The sequence below is a fragment of the Frankia sp. CgJB1 genome (assembly GCF_977947065.1).
In genome coordinates this window covers 31,384-49,087 of the sequence record NZ_CDWTNB010000009.1, presented here as the reverse complement: position 1 = coordinate 49,087, position 17,704 = coordinate 31,384, and the positions used below count along the sequence as shown (strand labels likewise).

The following is a 17,704-nucleotide window of genomic DNA, read 5'->3' as shown; positions in this document are numbered from 1 at the left end:
CCAGCGGACTCCGACCAGGTCGGCGAGCCCGCCCACGAGCAGGCATCCGATCCCCGCCGGCGTGCCCAGCAACACCGCGATCGGCGCTGCTCCCGCGAGCGACCCCAGGACGATTCCGGCCAGCGGGAGCGAGGCCACCAGCCGTCCGGATGACCGGGGCCCGGCCAGTGCCGAGGTCAGCTCGCCCGCCCGCACCGCGTCGGCGCGGGCGGGCGCCGCGAGCATCGTCGCGACGGGAGCCAGCCTTGCGCCGACGGCCGCGCAGACCTGGTAGGCGACTCCGAGCTGTCGCAGTGATGACGCCTCACTGCGGCACAACAATGGACCGGGCTCCTCCGTCCGGTCGAGCGCGGCACCGAGCTGGTCCAGGGGCACCCAGGCCGATCGTCCCGCCGGTGCCGCAACGAGTTCGTCGATGCCGCCCGCCGCCCGGCGCAGGGCCTCGAGCTGGGTTGCGCCGGCGTCGAGCTCGGCCGCGAACGCGGCGAGGAGGTCTTCGGCGGACTGGCGGACCGCCACCTGCCTACGCCGCTCCCGTGACCGCCGTCGCGCCCGGGCGAGACAGCAGAGCAGCACGGCCACGACGCCCGCCGCCACCGGTCCGGCGGCCAGCGTGAGCAGGACGGCACCGAGGACCAGGCCGATTCCCGAACCGATCACGGTTCCGGTCCTCGGCCGGGTGACTGCGACGGTTGCCGGGACGGTCCCCACGCGCTCGAGTACGGTCATGCTCGCCTCCGCACCTGCGACCCGGCGTCGACCAGGGCTGGAAGCGAGACACCGCGCACGTCCAGCAGGTCGCGCAGGATCGGCAGGCCCTCCGCCGGCGTCTGGTCGCAGGCGCGCATGACTAGCCCGTTCCGGGAAGGTGAGGCAGAAACGACCAGGGCCGGCACGACCTGAACCAGTCCGCTGCCCGCCTGGCGGAACACCCCGATCGCGCAGACCCGGCGGCGGCCGTCGGCCTCCCGGCGAAGATGAACGGCGGTGTGGAGCGCTGCCGCGATCTGGCTGTGGACCGCTGGGCGGGACAGCCCGGCGAGGGCGGCGAGAGCCTCCAGACGGGTGGGCAGCGCACTGGTGTCGTTGGCGTGCACGGTGCTCAACCCGCCCTCGTGACCGGTGTTGAGGGCGACGAGGAGATCGAGCACCTCGGGGCCGCGGACCTCGCTGAGCACCAGCCGGTCCGGGCGCATGCGCAGCGCCTGGCGGACCAGATCGCGCTGGGTCACCTCGCCAGCGCCCTCGATGTTCGGCGAGCGGGCCTCGAGTCGCACCATCCCCGGACGGTCCATGACGAGCTCGGCGGTGTCCTCCACTAGCACGATCCGTTCGTCGGGGCGCACCGCTCCCAGTAGCGCGGCAAGCAGCGTGCTCTTGCCCGAGCCGGTTCCCCCGGTCACCACGATCGCAAGTCGGGCGCTCAGGACTGCGTGCAGCACGGCCGCCACGGCCGGGCTCATTGTTCCGGCGAGCACGAGTTCGTCGAAGGTGAAGGGGCGACGCCGGGTCCGTCGCAGCGACAGGCACGTACCCTGCACCGCAATCGGTGCCAGAACCGCGTGCAACCGGGTTCCGTCGCGCAGTTGCACGTCGGCGAAGGGCATCGCGGCGTCCAGGCGCCGCCCGGCCGTCGCGGCGAGACGAACGGCCAGGCGCCGCACCGCTTCCTCGTCCGCGAAAGCGACCGAGGTACGGATGAGCCGGCCCCGGCGTTCCACCCAGACCTCGCCGGGCCCGTTGACCAGGACATCGGTGACGTGTGGATCAGCGAGGAGGGGATCCAGCGGGCCGGCTCCGAGCGGCTCCGCGGGTACGGTCGTCGGTTCCGGTGGTTTCGGTGGTTCCGGTGGTTCGAGCGGTTCCGGCGGGATTGCGAACGGCGGTGAAGATCGTGTGGAGACCGCGGGCCTCGCGGCCGCTCGGGCAGCCGGTGCGGCCGCGTGACCTGTGGCGGGGAATGGGGACCTGCGTCGCTCGCCGAGCCCGGTCATGACCAGGCCTCCGGATCGGGCCACACCCGTGGCCCGAGAACGCCGAGGCGGGTCAGCAGTTCCTCGCTGAGGCGATCGATGGTGTTCCCGCTGGCTGAGCCGCCGTAGCGGTCGCGAGTGGGAACCGGACGGTGCCGTCGGCTGCTGATCACCCCGGCCAGTGGCACGCCGAGCATCGTGGCGATCGCCTCCGGGGTGAGGCGGTCGGATGGGTGCAGCCGGACGACGGCGCGCACATCGGCAGCCTGGCGGATGGCAGCCGAGCAGACACGTTCGGCCGCCACGATCGACGGCAGGTCCGCGGGCGTGACGATCAGCACCGTCTGGCAGGTCCGCAGGGCCACGGTGGTGCCCGCGTCGGTTGCGGTGGCCGCCGGATTCCCTCGGCCGGGGAGATCTAGGATCACCAGGTCGGACGTGCAACGAGCGGTCGCGAGCAGGGTGGCGATCGTCGCCGGGGGAACGGCTGGGCTGACAGCGGGATCCCAGGACACCACGGAGAGGTCACTCCGGCGGGGCAGCAGGCCGGACCAGGCGATCGGCCCGACCGGGCCGTTCCCGTCCATCTGGTCGTGCTGGTCGTGGCGCGCGGGAAACAGCGACGCCAGGCTGGAGGTCTCCCCGCCAGGGAAGGCACCGGACATGGACGGCACGAGGCGGGCGAAGGCGGGGGCGAGCCCACCACCGTGCGGATCCGCGTCGATCAGCATCGTGCGCAGGTCGTGCCTCAGCCCGGCCAGGGCTAGCGAGACGGCCAAGGTGGAGGCTCCCGTCCCGCCGCGGCAGCCGATGATGCCCAGCGTCACCGAATGATGCCGATCGAGCCCGTCGAGATCGCTGAGGAGGTCGACGAGCCAGGGCTCGGCTTCGGGAAGGAAGACCACGTGATCGGCGCCAATGCGCACGGAGGCGTCCCACACCCGGCCGTCGTCGACGTGTCCTCCGACCAGGACGACATGCCGTCGATCGGGCAGCGCGGCCGCGATGCACGGCTCGATCTCGTCCATTCCGACGATGATCAGGGGGGCCGACGTCCAGTTGCGGCGCACCGCGCTCATCTCGGCGGCGACCGTCATCGATACACCGGCGGCCGCCGCAAGCCGCAACAGATCGTCAAGCAGGTCCGGAATGGCGGTGACGATGAGCGGGCGTACGACCGGACCGTGGTTCTCCGCGGCGGTCAGCAGGGGCGGCGCAGGGGACATGGCGGCCTCGTTCCCATCGGGGTCGGGGAAGACGTGGTCTCACCATGCGCCGCGACAGGCCCTGTGGATGACCGCCCTCCACAGGGCCTGAAGATCTTCTGATGGAAGTTTCGACCGGCCGAGACCCTGCCGAGACCGCAGGCCGGGAACGCGTGGCTGCCGCCTACGTGGCAGGAGGGGCGGCGGCCCACGCAGGGGTCCGTACCGAGTGGTTCATACGGGCAGGTTCGTTGTGGTCCATCCGTGCAGCGGATCCGTCAGGTGCGTCAATCGCGCCGTAAGTGTGGATCAGGTCCGGGCGAGCGCCTCGCAGACGGCGAGGGACTCCCGTGCGGCGAGTTCCAGGGCCTTCGCGCAGTGCCGTACCCAGATGGCCACGCCGTCGGCGCCGCCACCGACATAGGCTGCGGCGGCCTCGCGGTACCCGGCGATGACGTCCCCGGTGCGGTCCACCCGCAGGATGCTCGCCGGGTTCTGCCCCAGCTCGAGATGCCCCACGTCGGTCGCCGTGAGCGCCTTGGGATCGAGGCCCCGGCCGATCAGGACCAGGCGGGTGGCGGCCCGGGCGATGACCCCGTCGAGGGCGCCGAACGGTCGCAGGGCCAGCAGTTCCCCGTGCACCACGGCGGCCACCACGATCGCCGGCGCGCTCGTGGGCGCGACGAGGAGTCCGGTCAGGCCATCCAGCCGGACCGAGGTCTCCACCGAGTGGGGAGGCGGGCCCAACCGCAACGGGTCGAGGATCTCCCGGGTGCCGGCATCGGCCCGCGGACGACCGAGCTCGTCGTCCGGGACGAAACCCCGGCCCAGCAACACGTGCATGCGGGCCAGGGCCTGTCGCGGTGCCTGCTCCCAGGCCGGAACCAGGATGCCCAGCTCGGCGTAGAGCCGAACCGTGCCGAGGACGACAGGGAACGGATGGCCGGATCCGGCCATGGCGGCGTCGTTCCGTGTACCGCGGTCGGTGACCGCTCCGGCCTCCGACGCGTCCGTCTTCTCCAGACCGGGGAGCACACCTTCGGGCCCGGGTCGGGCCAGGTGCGCCCGCAGTTCGTCCAGGCTGATCTCGTATCCCTCGAGGGCGGCGCAGGCGCGGGCGGCCCGCAACGATGCCTCCGCGGTCACCTCGGCGCTCTGGCGGCGCAGAACGCGGTGGCGCAGGAGCGTGTCCACCGCGGATCGGGCGCTGTCCGCCGCTTCGCGCACTCCGGGCAGAGCGGCAACACGGGCGAGTGGATCGGCGGCGAGGACTGTTCCAGACGGGCGGAGACTCACAGCTCGCACGCTACCCGTTCGTGCCATGCGGGCTGGGCCACGCGGGGTCGGACCACCCGGGCCGTGCGGGCCAAGCGGGAAGACGGTGAGACCCGTAGGAGGAGTCACAGGTCTGAGCCGCGTCGTTGGGCCTCCGGGCGGCTCCGCGCGGGGGAGACTGCGTAGAGGGACCGGGGCGGCGGACCGCGTCACGACGGGGGACGGTCGGCCGAGAGGGTGTTGCCGGGAGGGTGTTGACGGTATGGGCCGGAGGGGCCCAGGGCGGATGGCCTCCGGTGGGGCTTCCCGGTCCACCGCCGGTTCGGACCCTGTCGGATCAGGGCGCAGGTCGGATCAGGGTGGTAGCGCGAACTGTCCCGCCGTCCAGCACGGGCGGGTCGCCGCCAGAGGGAGGACCAGAAGTGTCGATCGCAGCCGGGAAGGCTCGGGACGGCCGTGAGCCGACGCTGGGTGAGCTGGTGGCCCTGGCCACTCGCGATGTCTCGTTGCTGATTCGTCAGGAGATCAACCTGGCCAAGGCCGAGCTCGCCCAGCAGGCGGTGTCAGCTGTGCTCGGAATCGGTTTTCTGGCGGTGGCGGCCGGCCTCGGGTTCTGCGCTCTGATCGCCGTCACGATCTTTCTGGGGGAGCTGTTCACCTGGGCCGGCATCGAGCGTTTCTGGTCCTATCTGCTGACGGCCGGTCTCTACCTCGTCGTTGCGGGGCTGCTGGCCCTGTTCGCGATGGCGCGGTTCCGCAAGCTCTCCCCGCCCGAGCGGACCATCCAGACCGTGCGCGACGACATCACCTGGCTACGTAATCCCACGACCGCCCCAGTCGGGTCGACCGCCCCAGTCGGGTCGGCGGGCCCGGTCGGACCGGGAGACGCGGTCGGGTCGGCGGATGCGGCCGCCCACCCGGGCCAGCGCGGGCACTGACACCCCCGCGCTGGGTGCGCGGTGTCCGCCGGTACCCAAGCCTGCCGGCGGTCGGCAGAGGGTCTGGCGACGGAGCCGGCGGCGGACGTTCGAGGGCCGACTGCGGACCCCACGACCGGCCCGTCACGAGCACCGCCGGTCCGGGGCCGATGGCTGGTCTGCCATCCTGGCAGGCGATGGAGGACACCGTTCCCGAGCCCGCCACTGTCCTGGTCGACGGGCCGTGGCGGCATCGTGACGTGTCTGCCAACGGTACCCGGCTGCACGTGGCGGAGTTGGGGAGTGGCCCGCTCGTCCTGCTGCTGCACGGCTTCCCGCAGTTCTGGTGGGCCTGGCGTCACCAATTCACCGCGCTGGCGGCGGCGGGCTACCGCGTCGTCGCGCCGGACCTGCGCGGCTATGGAGCGAGTGACAAGCCGCCTCGGGGCTATGACGCCTTCACTCTCTCCGATGACGTGGCCGGTCTGGTCAGGGCATTGGGGGAACCGGACGCCGCGGTCGTGGGCCACGACTGGGGTGGGCTGCTTGGCTGGACCACCGCGGTTCGTCACCCGATGGTGGTGCGTCGGCTCGCGATCCTGGCCATGCCTCATCCGCTGCGGCTGCGGCACCAGATCGCGGCGGATCCCCGTGGTCAGGGTGCCGCCAGCCGGTACATGCTCGGTTTTCAGCTGCCATGGCGGCCCGAACGGGTCCTGGTGGCCGAGGACGCCGCCCACGTCGCAACGCTGCTACGCGGCTGGGGAGGACCGGGGTATCCGGATGCCGAGGCCGAGCGGCGATATCGATCGGCAATGCGCATTCCCGGGGTGGCGCACAGCTCCCTGGAGTACCATCGGTGGATCTTCCGGTCGTTGTTCCGGCCCGATGGGGCGCGTTTCGGTAGTGTCCTCCGTCGGTCGCTGCGGATGGAGACCCTGCAGATACACGGGGAAATGGACCGTTGTTTCCTGCCGTCCACCGCCCAGGGCGCCGGGCGCTACGTCAGCGGTCCCTACACCTGGCGCCTGCTCGGTGAGATCGGGCACTTCCCGCATGAGGAGGCCCCCGACCTCGTCAACGCCGAACTGCTCGGCTGGCTTCGTCCCTGAGCGTCGCCCGGCCGTCGGTGCGGGAGTACCGGCGGTCAGTTGCACCCCTGCGTGCTCACCTCCGCCGTGGCGATCACCCCGGCGGCGGCAGGCCTGGCCACTTCGGCGGCGCTCAGGACGTAACCGGTGTCGCTGTCGTTGACGGCCGCGGCGAACACGACACCCAGGACGTCCCCGCTTTCGGACAACAGGGGTCCACCGGAGTTTCCCGGCAGCACCCGTCCGCGGACCGCGTAGATGTCGCGCAGGACGAGGCCGTGCGAGTAGATGTCCGGGGCCTGGGCGGTCTGATGGTTGCGGACGCGCGCCGCCACAGTGGTGTAGGGCCCGTCCTGGGGATAACCGGCAATCACTGCGGCATCTTCGGCCGCGGCCGGTGGGTTTATCCGGAACCGCAGCGGCGGCCGTTGCAGGTCCGGCACGCGGAGCACGGCGACGTCCCGGTCGGGGTCGAACAGGACGACCTCGGCCGGCAGGGTGCGCGAGGCCAGCACGATCATCGGACGGTGCACCCCGGCTACGACGTGCGCGTTGGTCATGACGCGTTGCGGGGCGATGACGAACCCGGATCCCTCGACCCGTTTGTCGCAGGACCTGGCGACGCCACGGATCTTCACGATGCTCGCCGCCGCGTTGCGGACCCCGGCAGTCTGGGTGGAAGCGGGATCGGGCGGATCGGCGGCGACGATGCGCCCGCCGCCGAGCCCGGCGAAGACCTCGGGGAAGCCGTTGTTGTCAGCCAGTTGGCGCAGGTCGGCGAATGCACTGCGGACCTCGTTGGGCATCCCGGCGTCCACGGTGGCGAGGATCCGCGATTCCCGGACAGAGCGAGCGAGGGACTCGAAGGGCGACCGATCGACGGCCGTCGCCAGCAGCCAGGCGACAAGAACCACCGATAAGCCGGAGAGCACCGCACCCGCGGCGGCATCGACGGCCCTGCCGGGGCGCCAGGTCACCCGGTCCCGGATGGCGACCCCGACCGCGGTGCCCGCGACCTGCCCAACCAGGGCGAGACCGAGCACGGTCAGGAGACCGACCATGGCGCCGTGGCTCTCCTGACCGATCAGTTCGGCGAAGGGCTTCGCGACCTTGGCACCGAGCACACCGCCGCCGAAGAAGCCGACGAACGACAGCGCGCCCACCAGGAAGCCCTGCCGGTACCCGGAGATCGCGAAGAGCACGGCGAGCAGGAGAAGAACGATGTCCAGGACGTTGAGCACGACGGGCGTCGGTTCGACTCAGGAGATCTTCAGTGTGGCTGTCATGTTGGGATGCAGAGTGCAGACCACCGGGTAGCTACCCGGTTCCGTCACGGAGAAGGTGATGCTCTGTGACTCTCCCGCGGAGACGATGCGCGTGTGTGCCTCGGGAATCCGCGGAATGACGAAGTTGTGCGGCGGGGACTGCGGCGTGACCGAGAAGTCGACGCGGATCCGCCCCGGCCTGGCCACCAGTTCCATCGCGGAGAAGTGCAGGTTTGGCAGGCCCGTGACGGCGAAGATCTGCAGGCCACCCGCTCCCTCGGTGGGGGTGAGGGAGGGCCCCGTCGACGCGCCGTCCTTGCCCGAGCCGCCGCAGCCCGCGGCGCCCAGGAACAGACCGAGCGCCAGCCCGAGGGCTACCGTGAGCCGGCCCAGCCGGGGTGTCCGTCCGGTCCAGCCCGCCCGGTCCATCCAGGCCACCCGAGCGGGCGGGCGCTGGATACCACCCGGCCGTCGTGACCGCCCCTGCCGGGGGGAGTGGATGGACGGTCGCGGTCCCGCATGGTCACGGTCCGCGGTGCTGGTCATCAGCTGTGCCTCTCGTCGCAGGGCGATGCCGGTGCCGTCGGCGGGCTGGACTTGTCCAGTGGCGGGGACTTGTCCAGTGGACCGGACTGTAGCGGTGCAGGGGACGGTGTCGGCGGGCGGGACGTCTGCGCGGGCATGACCGGGGTCCCGCTGGTCGTGGCCCGCGCGACTGGGTAGTCGATGAGCTCGGTGTCGTCCCACGGCTGTTCCCACCCGCCGAGACGGAGAAGAACATCGAGGATGCCCGCGGTGAAGCCCCACACCAGCATGCTGCGGACCCGAAAGGCGGGTCCGGCGAGGCCGGTGCGGTGGCGCAGCATGACCCGGTTGGCCGGGTCGGCCAGCTCCGCGAGTGGCACCCGGGCGACCGACGAGGTCTCGGCGGGATCGACGGGCACGACCGCGCACGGAATACGCCACCAGCCGATCACCGGGGTCACGAGATAACGACTGGCGTGCAGGTAGAGCGGGGAGGCGACGGTGAGCACCTCGACCCCCGCGGGATCGAGCCCTACCTCTTCCTCGGCTTCGCGCCTCTTCCTCGGCTTCGCGCAGCGCCGTGTGCACCCGCGACTCGTCCGTCGCGTCGGTGGCGCCACCGGGGAACGCGGGCTGGTTGGCATGGCTGCGCAGCTCGGCCGCCCGTTCGAGCAGGAGGATGTCCGGCCCCTCCGGGCCATCATCGCCGAACAGGATGAGTACGGCGGCCGGTCGAGCATCCGCGCCCGCATGACCCGGATGGGTCCGGCTGGTCACGAGGGCCTGCCCGGCCTTCTCCGCCAGAGTGCGCAGCCAGGCCGGGGGCGGGGGGATGGTGGCCCCGTCGGCGTTGGCTGGCATCTCGTTCATCGCAGGGTTTCGACGTCGTTGCGTGTTCCCCGGACCAGCCGGGCCGCCTCGGCAGGCTCAGTGGGGCCGAGCCCGAAGGACGGGCACAGCCGGGCCAGCCCGCAGGCGCCGCAGGCCGGGCGGCGCGAGTGACAGATCCGTCGCCCATGAAAGATCATGCGATCGGAGGCGATGGTCCAGTCCCGCTGTTCGATGAGCGCTGCCAGGTCCGACTCGACCTTGACGGGGTCGGTCTGAGTGGTCAGCCCAAAGCGGCGGGACAGCCGCCCGACGTGAGTGTCGACGGTGATTCCGGGCAGGTCGAACGCATGCCCCAGCACGACGTTCGCCGTCTTGCGACCGACGCCCGGCAAGGTCACCAGGGCCGCCAGCGACCGTGGAACCTCACCGTCGAAGCGTTCGGTCAGGGCCGCGCCGATGCCGATCAGCGAGTTCGCCTTGGCGCGGAAGAACCCGGTCTGTCGCAGCATGTCCTCGAGTTCGGCGCGGTCCGCGCCCGCATAGTCGGCTGCGGTCCGATAACGGGCGAACACTCCAGGAGTGACCTCGTTGACCTTCTTGTCCGTGCACTGGGCCGACAAGACGGTGGCGACCAGCAGTTCGAGAGCGTTGTCGAAGTGTAACGCGATGTGGGCGTCGGGATGGATATTGCCCAGCAGACGCACTATCCGGCGAGCCCGCCGGGTCTTCGCGAGCGGGGTCTCCGCCGCGGCGTCGACGGTTGCGGGCATGTCTGGCAGCGTATCTGCCGGTCGATCCGCCCGTCCGGCACCGCTGCCGGGTGGTCCGAACGGGCTCCGGCCAGGTGGCCGATGCGCGACACACCCACCCCCGGTCGCATGCGATGGTCGCCGGTCGGCCACCATGGAGAGGTCATGTTTGTCATTGCCGCGGTCACCTTTCCCCTGCTGCTTCTCGGCCTTCTGCTGGCGATGGAACGGGTGGAACGTCCGTTGAATGCCGCCGACACCGGTAAGGGCCTCGAGGGCTTCCTCGACAACGCCCGGCCGGACGAGGTCAGCACTTTCGTCAATCAGGGCCTCCCCGCCGCGTTGGAGCGCTACCGGCGGCGTCTGCGCCGACCGCCGCCGGGCAAGCATCGAGCCGCCTGACCGCGCGGGGCTAGGCCGGGCCGATCGGGCCTGTCGGGTCCTGTCGATCGGCTTGTCGGAGCCATCTGGGGGTCCCTGGCCGTGCTCTCTGCCGATAGTCCTGGCATGCTCAGGACCGTGGAGGATCTGCTTGCCCGCGTACCACTGTTCGTAGGGCTGTCCGAGCAGGACCGAATGGCCCTCTCTGACCATCTTGATCGGCAGGATGTCACCCGTGGGGACGTGCTGTTCCGTGAAGGAGATGTCGGGGACCGGGTCTTCGTCGTCCTGTCCGGAAAGGTGAAGATAGGACGTCAGTCGGCCGACGGCCGGGAGAACCTGCTGTCCGTGATGGGTCCCGGAGACCTGTTCGGAGAGCTGTCGTTGTTCGACCCCGGCCCCCGCACGGCTACCGCTACGGCAGTCACGGATGCATCGCTGCTGTCGCTGGAACATACCGCGTTGCGTCCCTGGCTGCGATCACGCCCGGAGGCGGGCGCGATGCTCCTACGAGTGCTGGCCCGCCGGTTGCGGCGTACCAATGACAACGTTGCTGACATGGTGTTCACGGATGTGCCGGGGCGAGTGGCGAAAGCCCTCCTCGACTTGGCGGAACGCTTCGGAGAGCCGGCACAGCCCGGCAATGAGGCCGCCGGTGTCCGTGTCGAGCACGGACTCACGCAGGAGGAACTGGCCCAACTGGTGGGCGCATCCCGGGAGACGGTGAATAAGGCGCTCGCCGACTTCGCCACCCGGGGCTGGCTGCGCCTGGACTCCCGCGCGGTCGTGCTGCTCGATCGCGAACGCCTGTCCCGCCGCGCACGCTGAGGCCGGCGACCGGCGACCGGCGAAAAGCTCGGGGTCCCGCCGGGGCCTCGAGCGCCGGTCGACGCGCGCAAGGCCTGGCCACGGGAGGTGACCGCTCCAGCGGGTTATCCGGTCGTCCCGGCCACGCCCGCGGGGGTGGTGGTCGCGCCGCCGGCGGCGTCGGCGGCCCCGCTGACCGGCAGGTTCCCCAGCAGCCGGCGGGTCTGCGGCGCCTCGCTGACAGCCCCCGTGGCGGTCGCGGCCGCCAGGGCCCGCAGATAGGCGGCACGACCGCCTTCCAGATCGCCGTTGGCCACCAACGCGGTGCCGAGCGCGCGGTAACCGAGCACCTGGGCGCGTACGTCCTCGGCACCCACGTTGACCGCGCGCCGGGCCACGATGAGAGCCTGGGCGGGCTGCCCGGCATCCAACAGGATGCCGGCGAGATGGGCGTATGCCTGCCGGCGGGGGAACATCAGGGTTGCCGGTTCGCTTGCCGACAATGCCTCCCGCAACAGCTCGGTCGCCTCATCGAGCCGCCCGCGAGCCCGGGCGATCTGCGCGACCAGTACCTTCGCCCCGAGCTGGGCATGCGGGCGCAACTCCAGCTGCGCGAGGTCCGCCTGCGCGATCTCGGCGGCCTGTCCGGCCTTGTCCACTTCGCCGGCGTCGAGCCAGGTCAGCCCGAGCAGCACCCGGGCCAGCGCGCCGACGACGACGTGCCCGCGGGCGGCCGCCTCGGCACATGCCTGTTCCAGGTACTCTGCCCCGCGGGCCGGTTCGCCGGTGCCACGGGCCGCCAGCCCACGGGCGACCAGGGTCAGCATCGTTCCCCACGCGTCGCCGATGCTGGCGAACAGCTCAGCGGCCCGCTCCGCGTGGGCCTCGGCGGTGGCGATGTCGCCCAGCTCGGCGGTCGCTATCGCGTCGATGGTGAGGCAGACGGCCATCCCCCACTGCTCGCCCACGGAACTGGCCAGCTCGATCAGTTCGCGGGTGAGTTCGCGGGCCCGGGTGAGCTGCCCGGACAACAGCAGCACCAGCGCCTCCGTGCCCCGGCACCAGCCGAGGCCGCCGGTGTCCTCGAGCCGGTCGAACACCGCGGACGCCTCGCGCAGCGTCCGCTCGGCGCGGGGGTAGTCCCCCCGGGTGGTGGCGCTCCAGGCCAGGTGCTGCAACGCCCAACCGACCCCGCGGGGGTCGTCGACCTGGCGGGCGATCGCGAGGGCCTCGCGGTAGCGCTCCTCCGCCGCGTCGATGCGGCCAGCGTTGTATTCGAGCATGCCCAGCCGGCGCAACGCGGCGGCCTCCGCGTGGTTGTCACCGGCCTGTTGCGCCGATTCCAGGGCGGTGAGCAGGCACTGCGCCGCCTCTTCGGCGCGTCCCTGCTTCTGGCGCAGCTCGCCGAGCACGGAGAAGGCGGCGGCCCGTCGGGCGGGTGCGTTGGCCCGTAGCGTGGGGCGTAGCGTGCGTTCGGCCTCGTCGAGTTGGCGCAGCGCGACCAGGGCCTCAGCGTGCAGCACGCGGGCGGCATTGTCCTCATCCGGGTCGATGATGCCGCGGCCCAGACGGCGCGCGTTGGCCAGCAGGTCGGCGGCGGCCCGATGATTGTCTCGGGCCAGCGCCTCGCGCGCCAGCCGGACATGTGCGTGGAACCCGGACATCCGGGACGACCAGGCCGGATCGGTGGCGGGAAGGTTCATCGATGCGGCCAGGTCATAGGCCCGCAGGGCGTGGTTCGCGACAAAGGTGGAGACGGCCCGCGAGCTGCCGACCATCGCCGTCACCCCCCAGCGCGCCGCCGTGGCGTGCCGGCGGGCCCGCTCGACCTTGGGCAGCCCGGCGTAGCCGGCGTCGCGGGCCATGGGATGGACGAACCGCCACCTCGTCTCCGTCGTCCGGGGCGGCCGGGCGAGCTGGCGCTCGGTCAGTACCCGCAGCGCGCGGGTGACCTCCTCGGCGGGCCGTTCGTCGACCACCGGCAGCGCCTCGGCTGGAAACCGCGGGCCGAGCACCGCCGCCGCGCGCAGCACCGCCTTGGCCACCGGGTCGAGATCGTCGATGCGGGCGGCCAGCACCGACTGCACCCCGGCGGGAAGAGTCGCCTCCGTCAGGGAGCCCTCGAGGACCCAGCCCGGCCACTCCCCATTGGTCGTCTCGGCCGACTGGTGCAGCATTCCGCGGTCGATCAGCAGGTTGAGCAGCTCCACCAGGAAGAAGGGGTTGCCATGCACCCGGGAGAGCAGATCGGCCCGGCCGCGGGGCTCCAGCTGCACCCCGCCGAGATGATCCTGCAACAGGCGGCTGGAGGCCTCGAGGCTCAGCGGCTGCAGGGCGATGCGATGGATGTGGGGCAGCTCGGCGAGCCGTGGACCCGTCCGGTCCAGCAGCACAAGCAGAACCGGTCCGGACAACGCCGAGGCCAGCCGGCTCATCGCGTCGCTGAGCTGGCTGGTCGCCCATTCCAGATCGTCGATCATGACCAGGATGGGCCCGGAGGACGCGAGCGCGCCGAGGAGCAGGGCGACCGCGTCCACCGTCGCGTCGACGGACCGCTGTTCGGCCTCCGCGATGTGCGAGGCCCGGACCGCCGGATCCCCCGGAGCCGCCGCGGTGGCGACGGCGGACCGCCGGTCGAGCGGAACGCCGAGCAGCAGCAGCAGTCGGTCGGCGATGCCGGGTGGCAGCCGGGCACCGCTGTGCGGATGCGCCAGCCCCGCCACAGTTCGCCGGACGCGGTCGGCCACCCGGTCGAGGGAGTCGCCGTCGGTCACCCCGCACGCGTTGCGAACGACGTCGACCAGGGGCGCCAGCCCGTGGCCGTCACCGTGCCGGACCGTCCGTCCCCAGAGCACCGTCGCGCGGGGGGTCCGCTCCGCCCGACAGGCGAGTTCGACGGCCAACCGGGTCTTGCCGATCCCGGCCTCCCCGGTGATCAGCGCCACCTCGGGTGACCGGTTGGTGACGACCAGGTCGAACAGATCGGTCAGCGAGGCGAGCTCGGCGTCCCGGCCGAGGAACATGGCGTCGTCGGCGAGTCCGGGGCGGGCGACGTTCGACGGGCGCAGGCTCACCAGCTCATAGGCTGGGACGGGCTCCCGCTTGCCCTTGAGGACCAGGTCGGGCAGCTCTCGCCAGGTGGCCACGGACCGGGTGGCGAGCGCGGTCTCCCGGCCGGCGTAGACGGTGCCGATCGTGGCCGCGGCCGACAACCGGGCTGCGGTGTTCACGGTATCGCCGATCACGGTGTAGGAGAGTGCGGCCTGCACCCCCGCGAGGACCTCGCCGGTGTTGACGCCCACCCGCAGGCCGAGCCGGCCGTCATCGTCACCCCCCGTGGAGGTGAGCACCAGCCGACGAACGGTCTCCTGCATCGCGGCGGCGGCCCGAACGGCACGTTCAGGGTCATCCTCATGGGCGGTGGGGGCCCCGAAGACGGCCATGATGCCGTCGCCGGTAAGGTTGTCGACGCGGCCGCCGACCTCGTCGATCTCGTGGGCGAGGGCGGCGAGGACCCGATCGGTCATCTCCCCGACGCGTTCCGGATCGCGATCCTCTGCCCAGGCGGTGAAGTCGGACAGATCACCGAACAGAACGGTGACGACCCGGCGCTCGGAAGCATCTACCGCGGGACTCTCGACCGAGGTGAACTCCAAGCCGCAGTGGTAGCAGAATCGTCCGCCCGGAACGGCCGCCGAGCTGCACCGGGGGCACCGCAGCGGGCCCGTGTGCGGAGCTGTGATCACTATGGGTGGGGCCTCCCGTCCGGGTGGCCGGTGGGTGGGGGGCCGGACCGGTCGCCCGGTTTCCGGCTGGTCGAAATCGTCATCCTGCGCACGGGCGGTTCCCTCCGTGCCAGAGTTTAGTGGCCTGGGTCTCCTTCCCCGAATCCCGTCCTGTCGGATGACCGACCGCAGCCGCGTCGATGCTGCTGCGATACCGCTGCGTGGTGCGATACCGCCGCGTGGTATCGATCCGATATCTCTCGGTGGTGTCCCGATATCTCTCGGTGGTGTGAGGCGGCCGTCCGGCTACCGCTGCCACGGACGTGCCGCTCGCCATCGGCCTTCCGGCTGGCCGACTGGCCGGCTGGGCTGATCAGGCGCCGTCGGGGTGCTCCCGCAGGTAGGTCAGCTGGGCGCGGACCGACAGTTCCGCCGCGAACCACAGGGCGCGGTCGACGTCCGCGTAGACCCGGCGGACCACGTCGGCCGCATCCGCCTCCGCGGCGTCGACCCCGGCGTCCACCAGAGCACGCCGCACCTGGTCGAGCCGGCTGTGGCGGTGAGCCAGATAGCGCTCGGCCGCGTGGCCGGCCGCGGGCAGTTCGGGGCCGTGGCCGGGCAGCACGGTGGTCTCGCCGAGTTCCCGCAGCAGCCGCAGGCTGTCCAGGTAGTCGCCGAGACGGCCGTCCGGGTGGGCGACCACGGTACTGCCACGCCCGAGAATCGTGTCTCCGGTCAGCACCGCCGGACCGGGCAGGAGGCCGCCGGAGGCCGGGCCCGGCTCCGGCCGGTCCCGGTAATCCGCGGGGTGCTCGTCTCCGCCGGGCGGCCCGTCTTCCCCGAGTGGTTTGTCTTCCCCGAGTAGAAAGAACGACAACGAGTCGGCGGTGTGCCCCGGAGTGGGGAGGACCCGGAGCTCGATGCCGGCCGTGGCGATCACATCGCCGGCCGTGAGCCCCTCCGATCCCAGCCGGAAGACGGGGTCGAGCGCCCGGACCGGGGCGCCGGTGAGATCGTGCAACGTGGCCGCGCCGGCACTGTGGTCGACATGGCCGTGGGTCAGCAGAATCAGGTCGACGCGGCCGGCCGCCGCGACCGCCGCCAGATGTCCGGCGTGGTCCGGGCCGGGGTCCACGACCACACACCTCTCCTCGCCGGCGGCGCGCAGGATCCAGGTGTTGGTGCCGTCGAGCGTCATCGGGCCCGGATTCGGAGCGAGAAGCACGGCGGCCAGGGGAGTGATCTGTCGAGGCGCGGCCATGGCTACTGCTGCGCCCGGTCGGCGGGGCCCGCGTCCCGCAGATCGTCGTGGTTTCCCGGGTCGTCGTATGCCTCGTCATGCGGCAGCAGGAGGCGCGCTTCGCCGCCGCTGACCAGAATCCTCGGCATGATCGGCGACAGGTCGCGGGCGTGGGCGGCGGCTAGTACCGCCGCGACGTCGTCGTATTCGGACAGTTCGGCGAGGGTGAACGCGGTGGGTGGCAGCATGTCCATCGTCCCGGCCGTATGGCGCTCGAGGGCGTCCGCGGGGCGTATCCACTGCATCCGGTCCGCCTCGCTGGAGGGCTGGCCGGGATGCTGGCCCGTGGGAAGCGCCGCGACGAAGAACCTGGTGTCGTACCGTTGCGGCTCGGTCTCGGGAGTCACCCATCTGGCCCAGGGGGCGAGGAGATCGGCCCGCAGCACGAGGGAGTATTTGCGGAGCAGGGCGCTCAGGCCGAGCTCGTGCCGTTCCAGTGCGAGGCGCTCGGCGGCCCGCAGCTGATCGCTGAGCGCCTCCGGGCCGCCGCCGAGCCGGCCGTCCTCGCCCGCCACCGCGCCGGCCAGCAGGATCCCGCATTCCTCGAAGGTCTCCCGCACGGCGGCACAGACGAGCGCGCGGGCGAGTGCGGGATCAGCGTCGAGCGCGTGCATGACCTCGGCGACCGATGGACCCGCCCAGGGCACGTCCGGCCCCATATCGGCCGGATCTACTCGTCCACCTGGGAATGCGTACATCCCACCGGCGAACGCCATGGTCGCTGCCCGGCGCAGCAGGTATGCCTCGATCCCCTGGTTACCCGGCGCGTCGCGCAGCAGCACGACCGTCGAGGCGTCGCGCACCGCCGCGGGCGGATGGCGCGCCGTCACCTCGTCGCGGCGGCCTCCGTCGGCCGGGGACCAGCGCAGCCGAGCGATCAGGGCAGCCTTGTGGTCGACCATTGCCCAGATGCTAGAGCCGTTGGTGCCGAGGCGGGGTTTGTTTGTCCCGGCGGCCGCGGCGCGCCGCCGCGATCCCGAGGCCGGCACCGGCGGGACCGCCTACTACCCCCCGAGCACCAGTTCGATCTCGACCGGTGCGCCCAGCGGCAGCGCCGAGACACCGACGGCCGAGCGGGCATGCTGACCGGCCTCGCCGAAGACCGCCGCGAGCAGTTTACTCGCCCCGTTGACGACCGTTGGCTGGCCGGTAAAGCCGGGGGCGCTCGCGACGAATCCAACCACCTTGATGATCCGGGTGATCCCGTCGAGTCCGTCGGCCACCGACGCCGCTGCCGCCAGCGCGTTGAGCGCGGCCGTCCGGGCGAGCTCCGCGGCCTGCTCGACGGTCACCTCGGCGCCCGCGCCCACCAGGCCGGTGTGGGCCAGCCGGCCGTCCACCAGCGGGAGCTGACCGGCCGTCCAGATCAGGCCGCCCGCCCGGACCGCGGGAAGGTAGGCGCCGGCCGGGGTCGGGACCGGCGGCAGCGTCAGGCCCAGCGCCGCCAGGCGTTCGCTCGGTGCGGCCATGTCAGGACTGGCTCTTGGGACGCTTGAAGTAGGCGACGAGGCTCTCGGGGTTGGGACCGGGAACGATCTGGACTAGCTCCCAGCCGTCCTCACCCCAGTTGTCGAGAATCTGCTTGGTGGCGTGGATCAGCACCGGCGCCGTCACGTACTCCCACTTCGTCTGCATGACACCGGACCTTAGAGCATCGCGC

17 protein-coding genes are annotated in these 17,704 nt (G+C 71.8%); 4 read left to right on the top strand and 13 right to left on the bottom strand.

All coding sequences use genetic code 11. From position 1 onward, the window contains the following. The 4 genes from AC08OT_RS02405 to AC08OT_RS02390 all read right to left on the bottom strand — a co-directional run. Nucleotides 1–729 (bottom strand): type II secretion system F family protein (locus AC08OT_RS02405; protein ID WP_476602491.1); only part of this gene is annotated, 729 nt, incomplete at its 3' end. Further along, the gene (locus AC08OT_RS02400) at nucleotides 726–1,994 is read right to left on the bottom strand and encodes a TadA family conjugal transfer-associated ATPase (RefSeq protein ID WP_476591558.1); all 1,269 of its coding nucleotides are present in this window, start codon (nucleotides 1,992–1,994) and stop codon (nucleotides 726–728) included. The genes AC08OT_RS02400 and AC08OT_RS02405, both read right to left, overlap by 4 nt. Beyond that, the gene (gene ssd, locus AC08OT_RS02395; protein ID WP_476591557.1) at nucleotides 1,991–3,199 is read right to left on the bottom strand and encodes a septum site-determining protein Ssd; all 1,209 of its coding nucleotides are present in this window, start codon (nucleotides 3,197–3,199) and stop codon (nucleotides 1,991–1,993) included. Before ssd ends, AC08OT_RS02400 begins: the two co-directional genes overlap by 4 nt. Before the next feature lie 288 nt (nucleotides 3,200–3,487). After that, nucleotides 3,488–4,501: a hypothetical protein gene (locus AC08OT_RS02390; protein ID WP_476591556.1), complete on the bottom strand. Its 1,014-nt coding sequence runs from the start codon at nucleotides 4,499–4,501 to the stop codon at nucleotides 3,488–3,490. A gap of 374 nt (nucleotides 4,502–4,875) precedes the next feature. Here AC08OT_RS02390 and AC08OT_RS02385 point away from each other — a divergent pair, with 374 nt between their 5' ends. Next, nucleotides 4,876–5,391, top strand: a complete 516-nt coding sequence (locus tag AC08OT_RS02385) for a phage holin family protein (protein ID WP_476591555.1) — start codon at nucleotides 4,876–4,878, stop codon at nucleotides 5,389–5,391. Nucleotides 5,392–5,567: 176 nt separating this feature from the next. Continuing rightward, entirely contained in the window at nucleotides 5,568–6,482 is a 915-nt protein-coding gene (locus AC08OT_RS02380; RefSeq protein WP_476591564.1) for an alpha/beta fold hydrolase, read from the top strand. A gap of 35 nt (nucleotides 6,483–6,517) precedes the next feature. On the opposite strand, the gene AC08OT_RS02375 is transcribed toward AC08OT_RS02380, so the two are convergent. From AC08OT_RS02375 to nth, 4 genes are all read right to left on the bottom strand, one after another. Further along, nucleotides 6,518–7,702, bottom strand: coding sequence for a MarP family serine protease (locus tag AC08OT_RS02375; RefSeq protein WP_476591554.1), 1,185 nt, complete (start codon nucleotides 7,700–7,702; stop codon nucleotides 6,518–6,520). Between the two features lie 18 nt (nucleotides 7,703–7,720). After that, complete coding sequence (locus tag AC08OT_RS02370) at nucleotides 7,721–8,272, bottom strand: hypothetical protein (RefSeq protein ID WP_476591553.1); 552 nt, start codon at nucleotides 8,270–8,272, stop codon at nucleotides 7,721–7,723. Then, on the bottom strand, nucleotides 8,272–8,760 hold the full coding sequence (locus AC08OT_RS02365) for an NUDIX hydrolase (RefSeq protein ID WP_476591552.1): 489 nt from the start codon (nucleotides 8,758–8,760) through the stop codon (nucleotides 8,272–8,274). Before AC08OT_RS02365 ends, AC08OT_RS02370 begins: the two co-directional genes overlap by 1 nt. Before the next feature lie 357 nt (nucleotides 8,761–9,117). Continuing rightward, nucleotides 9,118–9,852: an endonuclease III gene (nth, locus tag AC08OT_RS02360; protein ID WP_476591551.1), complete on the bottom strand. Its 735-nt coding sequence runs from the start codon at nucleotides 9,850–9,852 to the stop codon at nucleotides 9,118–9,120. 144 nt (nucleotides 9,853–9,996) lie between these two features. Between nth and AC08OT_RS02355 the strand changes: the two genes are divergently transcribed. Beyond that, nucleotides 9,997–10,233, top strand: a complete 237-nt coding sequence (locus AC08OT_RS02355) for a hypothetical protein (protein WP_023840719.1) — start codon at nucleotides 9,997–9,999, stop codon at nucleotides 10,231–10,233. A gap of 105 nt (nucleotides 10,234–10,338) precedes the next feature. Then, nucleotides 10,339–11,040 carry a Crp/Fnr family transcriptional regulator gene (locus tag AC08OT_RS02350; protein WP_476591550.1) on the top strand — a complete coding sequence of 234 codons (702 nt, stop codon included), beginning with the start codon at nucleotides 10,339–10,341 and terminating at the stop codon, nucleotides 11,038–11,040. 104 nt (nucleotides 11,041–11,144) lie between these two features. Here the strand turns inward: AC08OT_RS02350 and AC08OT_RS02345 are convergent, their stop codons facing one another. From AC08OT_RS02345 to AC08OT_RS02325, 5 genes are all read right to left on the bottom strand, one after another. After that, nucleotides 11,145–14,768: a tetratricopeptide repeat protein gene (locus tag AC08OT_RS02345; RefSeq protein ID WP_476591563.1), complete on the bottom strand. Its 3,624-nt coding sequence runs from the start codon at nucleotides 14,766–14,768 to the stop codon at nucleotides 11,145–11,147. Between the two features lie 349 nt (nucleotides 14,769–15,117). Next, nucleotides 15,118–16,005: an MBL fold metallo-hydrolase gene (locus AC08OT_RS02340; protein WP_462185917.1), complete on the bottom strand. Its 888-nt coding sequence runs from the start codon at nucleotides 16,003–16,005 to the stop codon at nucleotides 15,118–15,120. 2 nt (nucleotides 16,006–16,007) lie between these two features. Beyond that, a complete protein-coding gene (locus AC08OT_RS02335; RefSeq protein WP_476591549.1) occupies nucleotides 16,008–16,946 on the bottom strand; it encodes an NUDIX hydrolase in 939 nt (312 codons plus the stop codon). 102 nt (nucleotides 16,947–17,048) lie between these two features. Further along, nucleotides 17,049–17,513 (bottom strand): RidA family protein, encoded by a 465-nt coding sequence (locus tag AC08OT_RS02330; RefSeq protein WP_476594867.1) that lies wholly within the window; start codon nucleotides 17,511–17,513, stop codon nucleotides 17,049–17,051. A 1-nt stretch (nucleotide 17,514) separates the two neighbouring features. After that, nucleotides 17,515–17,679 (bottom strand): DUF4177 domain-containing protein, encoded by a 165-nt coding sequence (locus tag AC08OT_RS02325; RefSeq protein ID WP_462185919.1) that lies wholly within the window; start codon nucleotides 17,677–17,679, stop codon nucleotides 17,515–17,517. Nucleotides 17,680–17,704 lie beyond the last annotated feature (25 nt).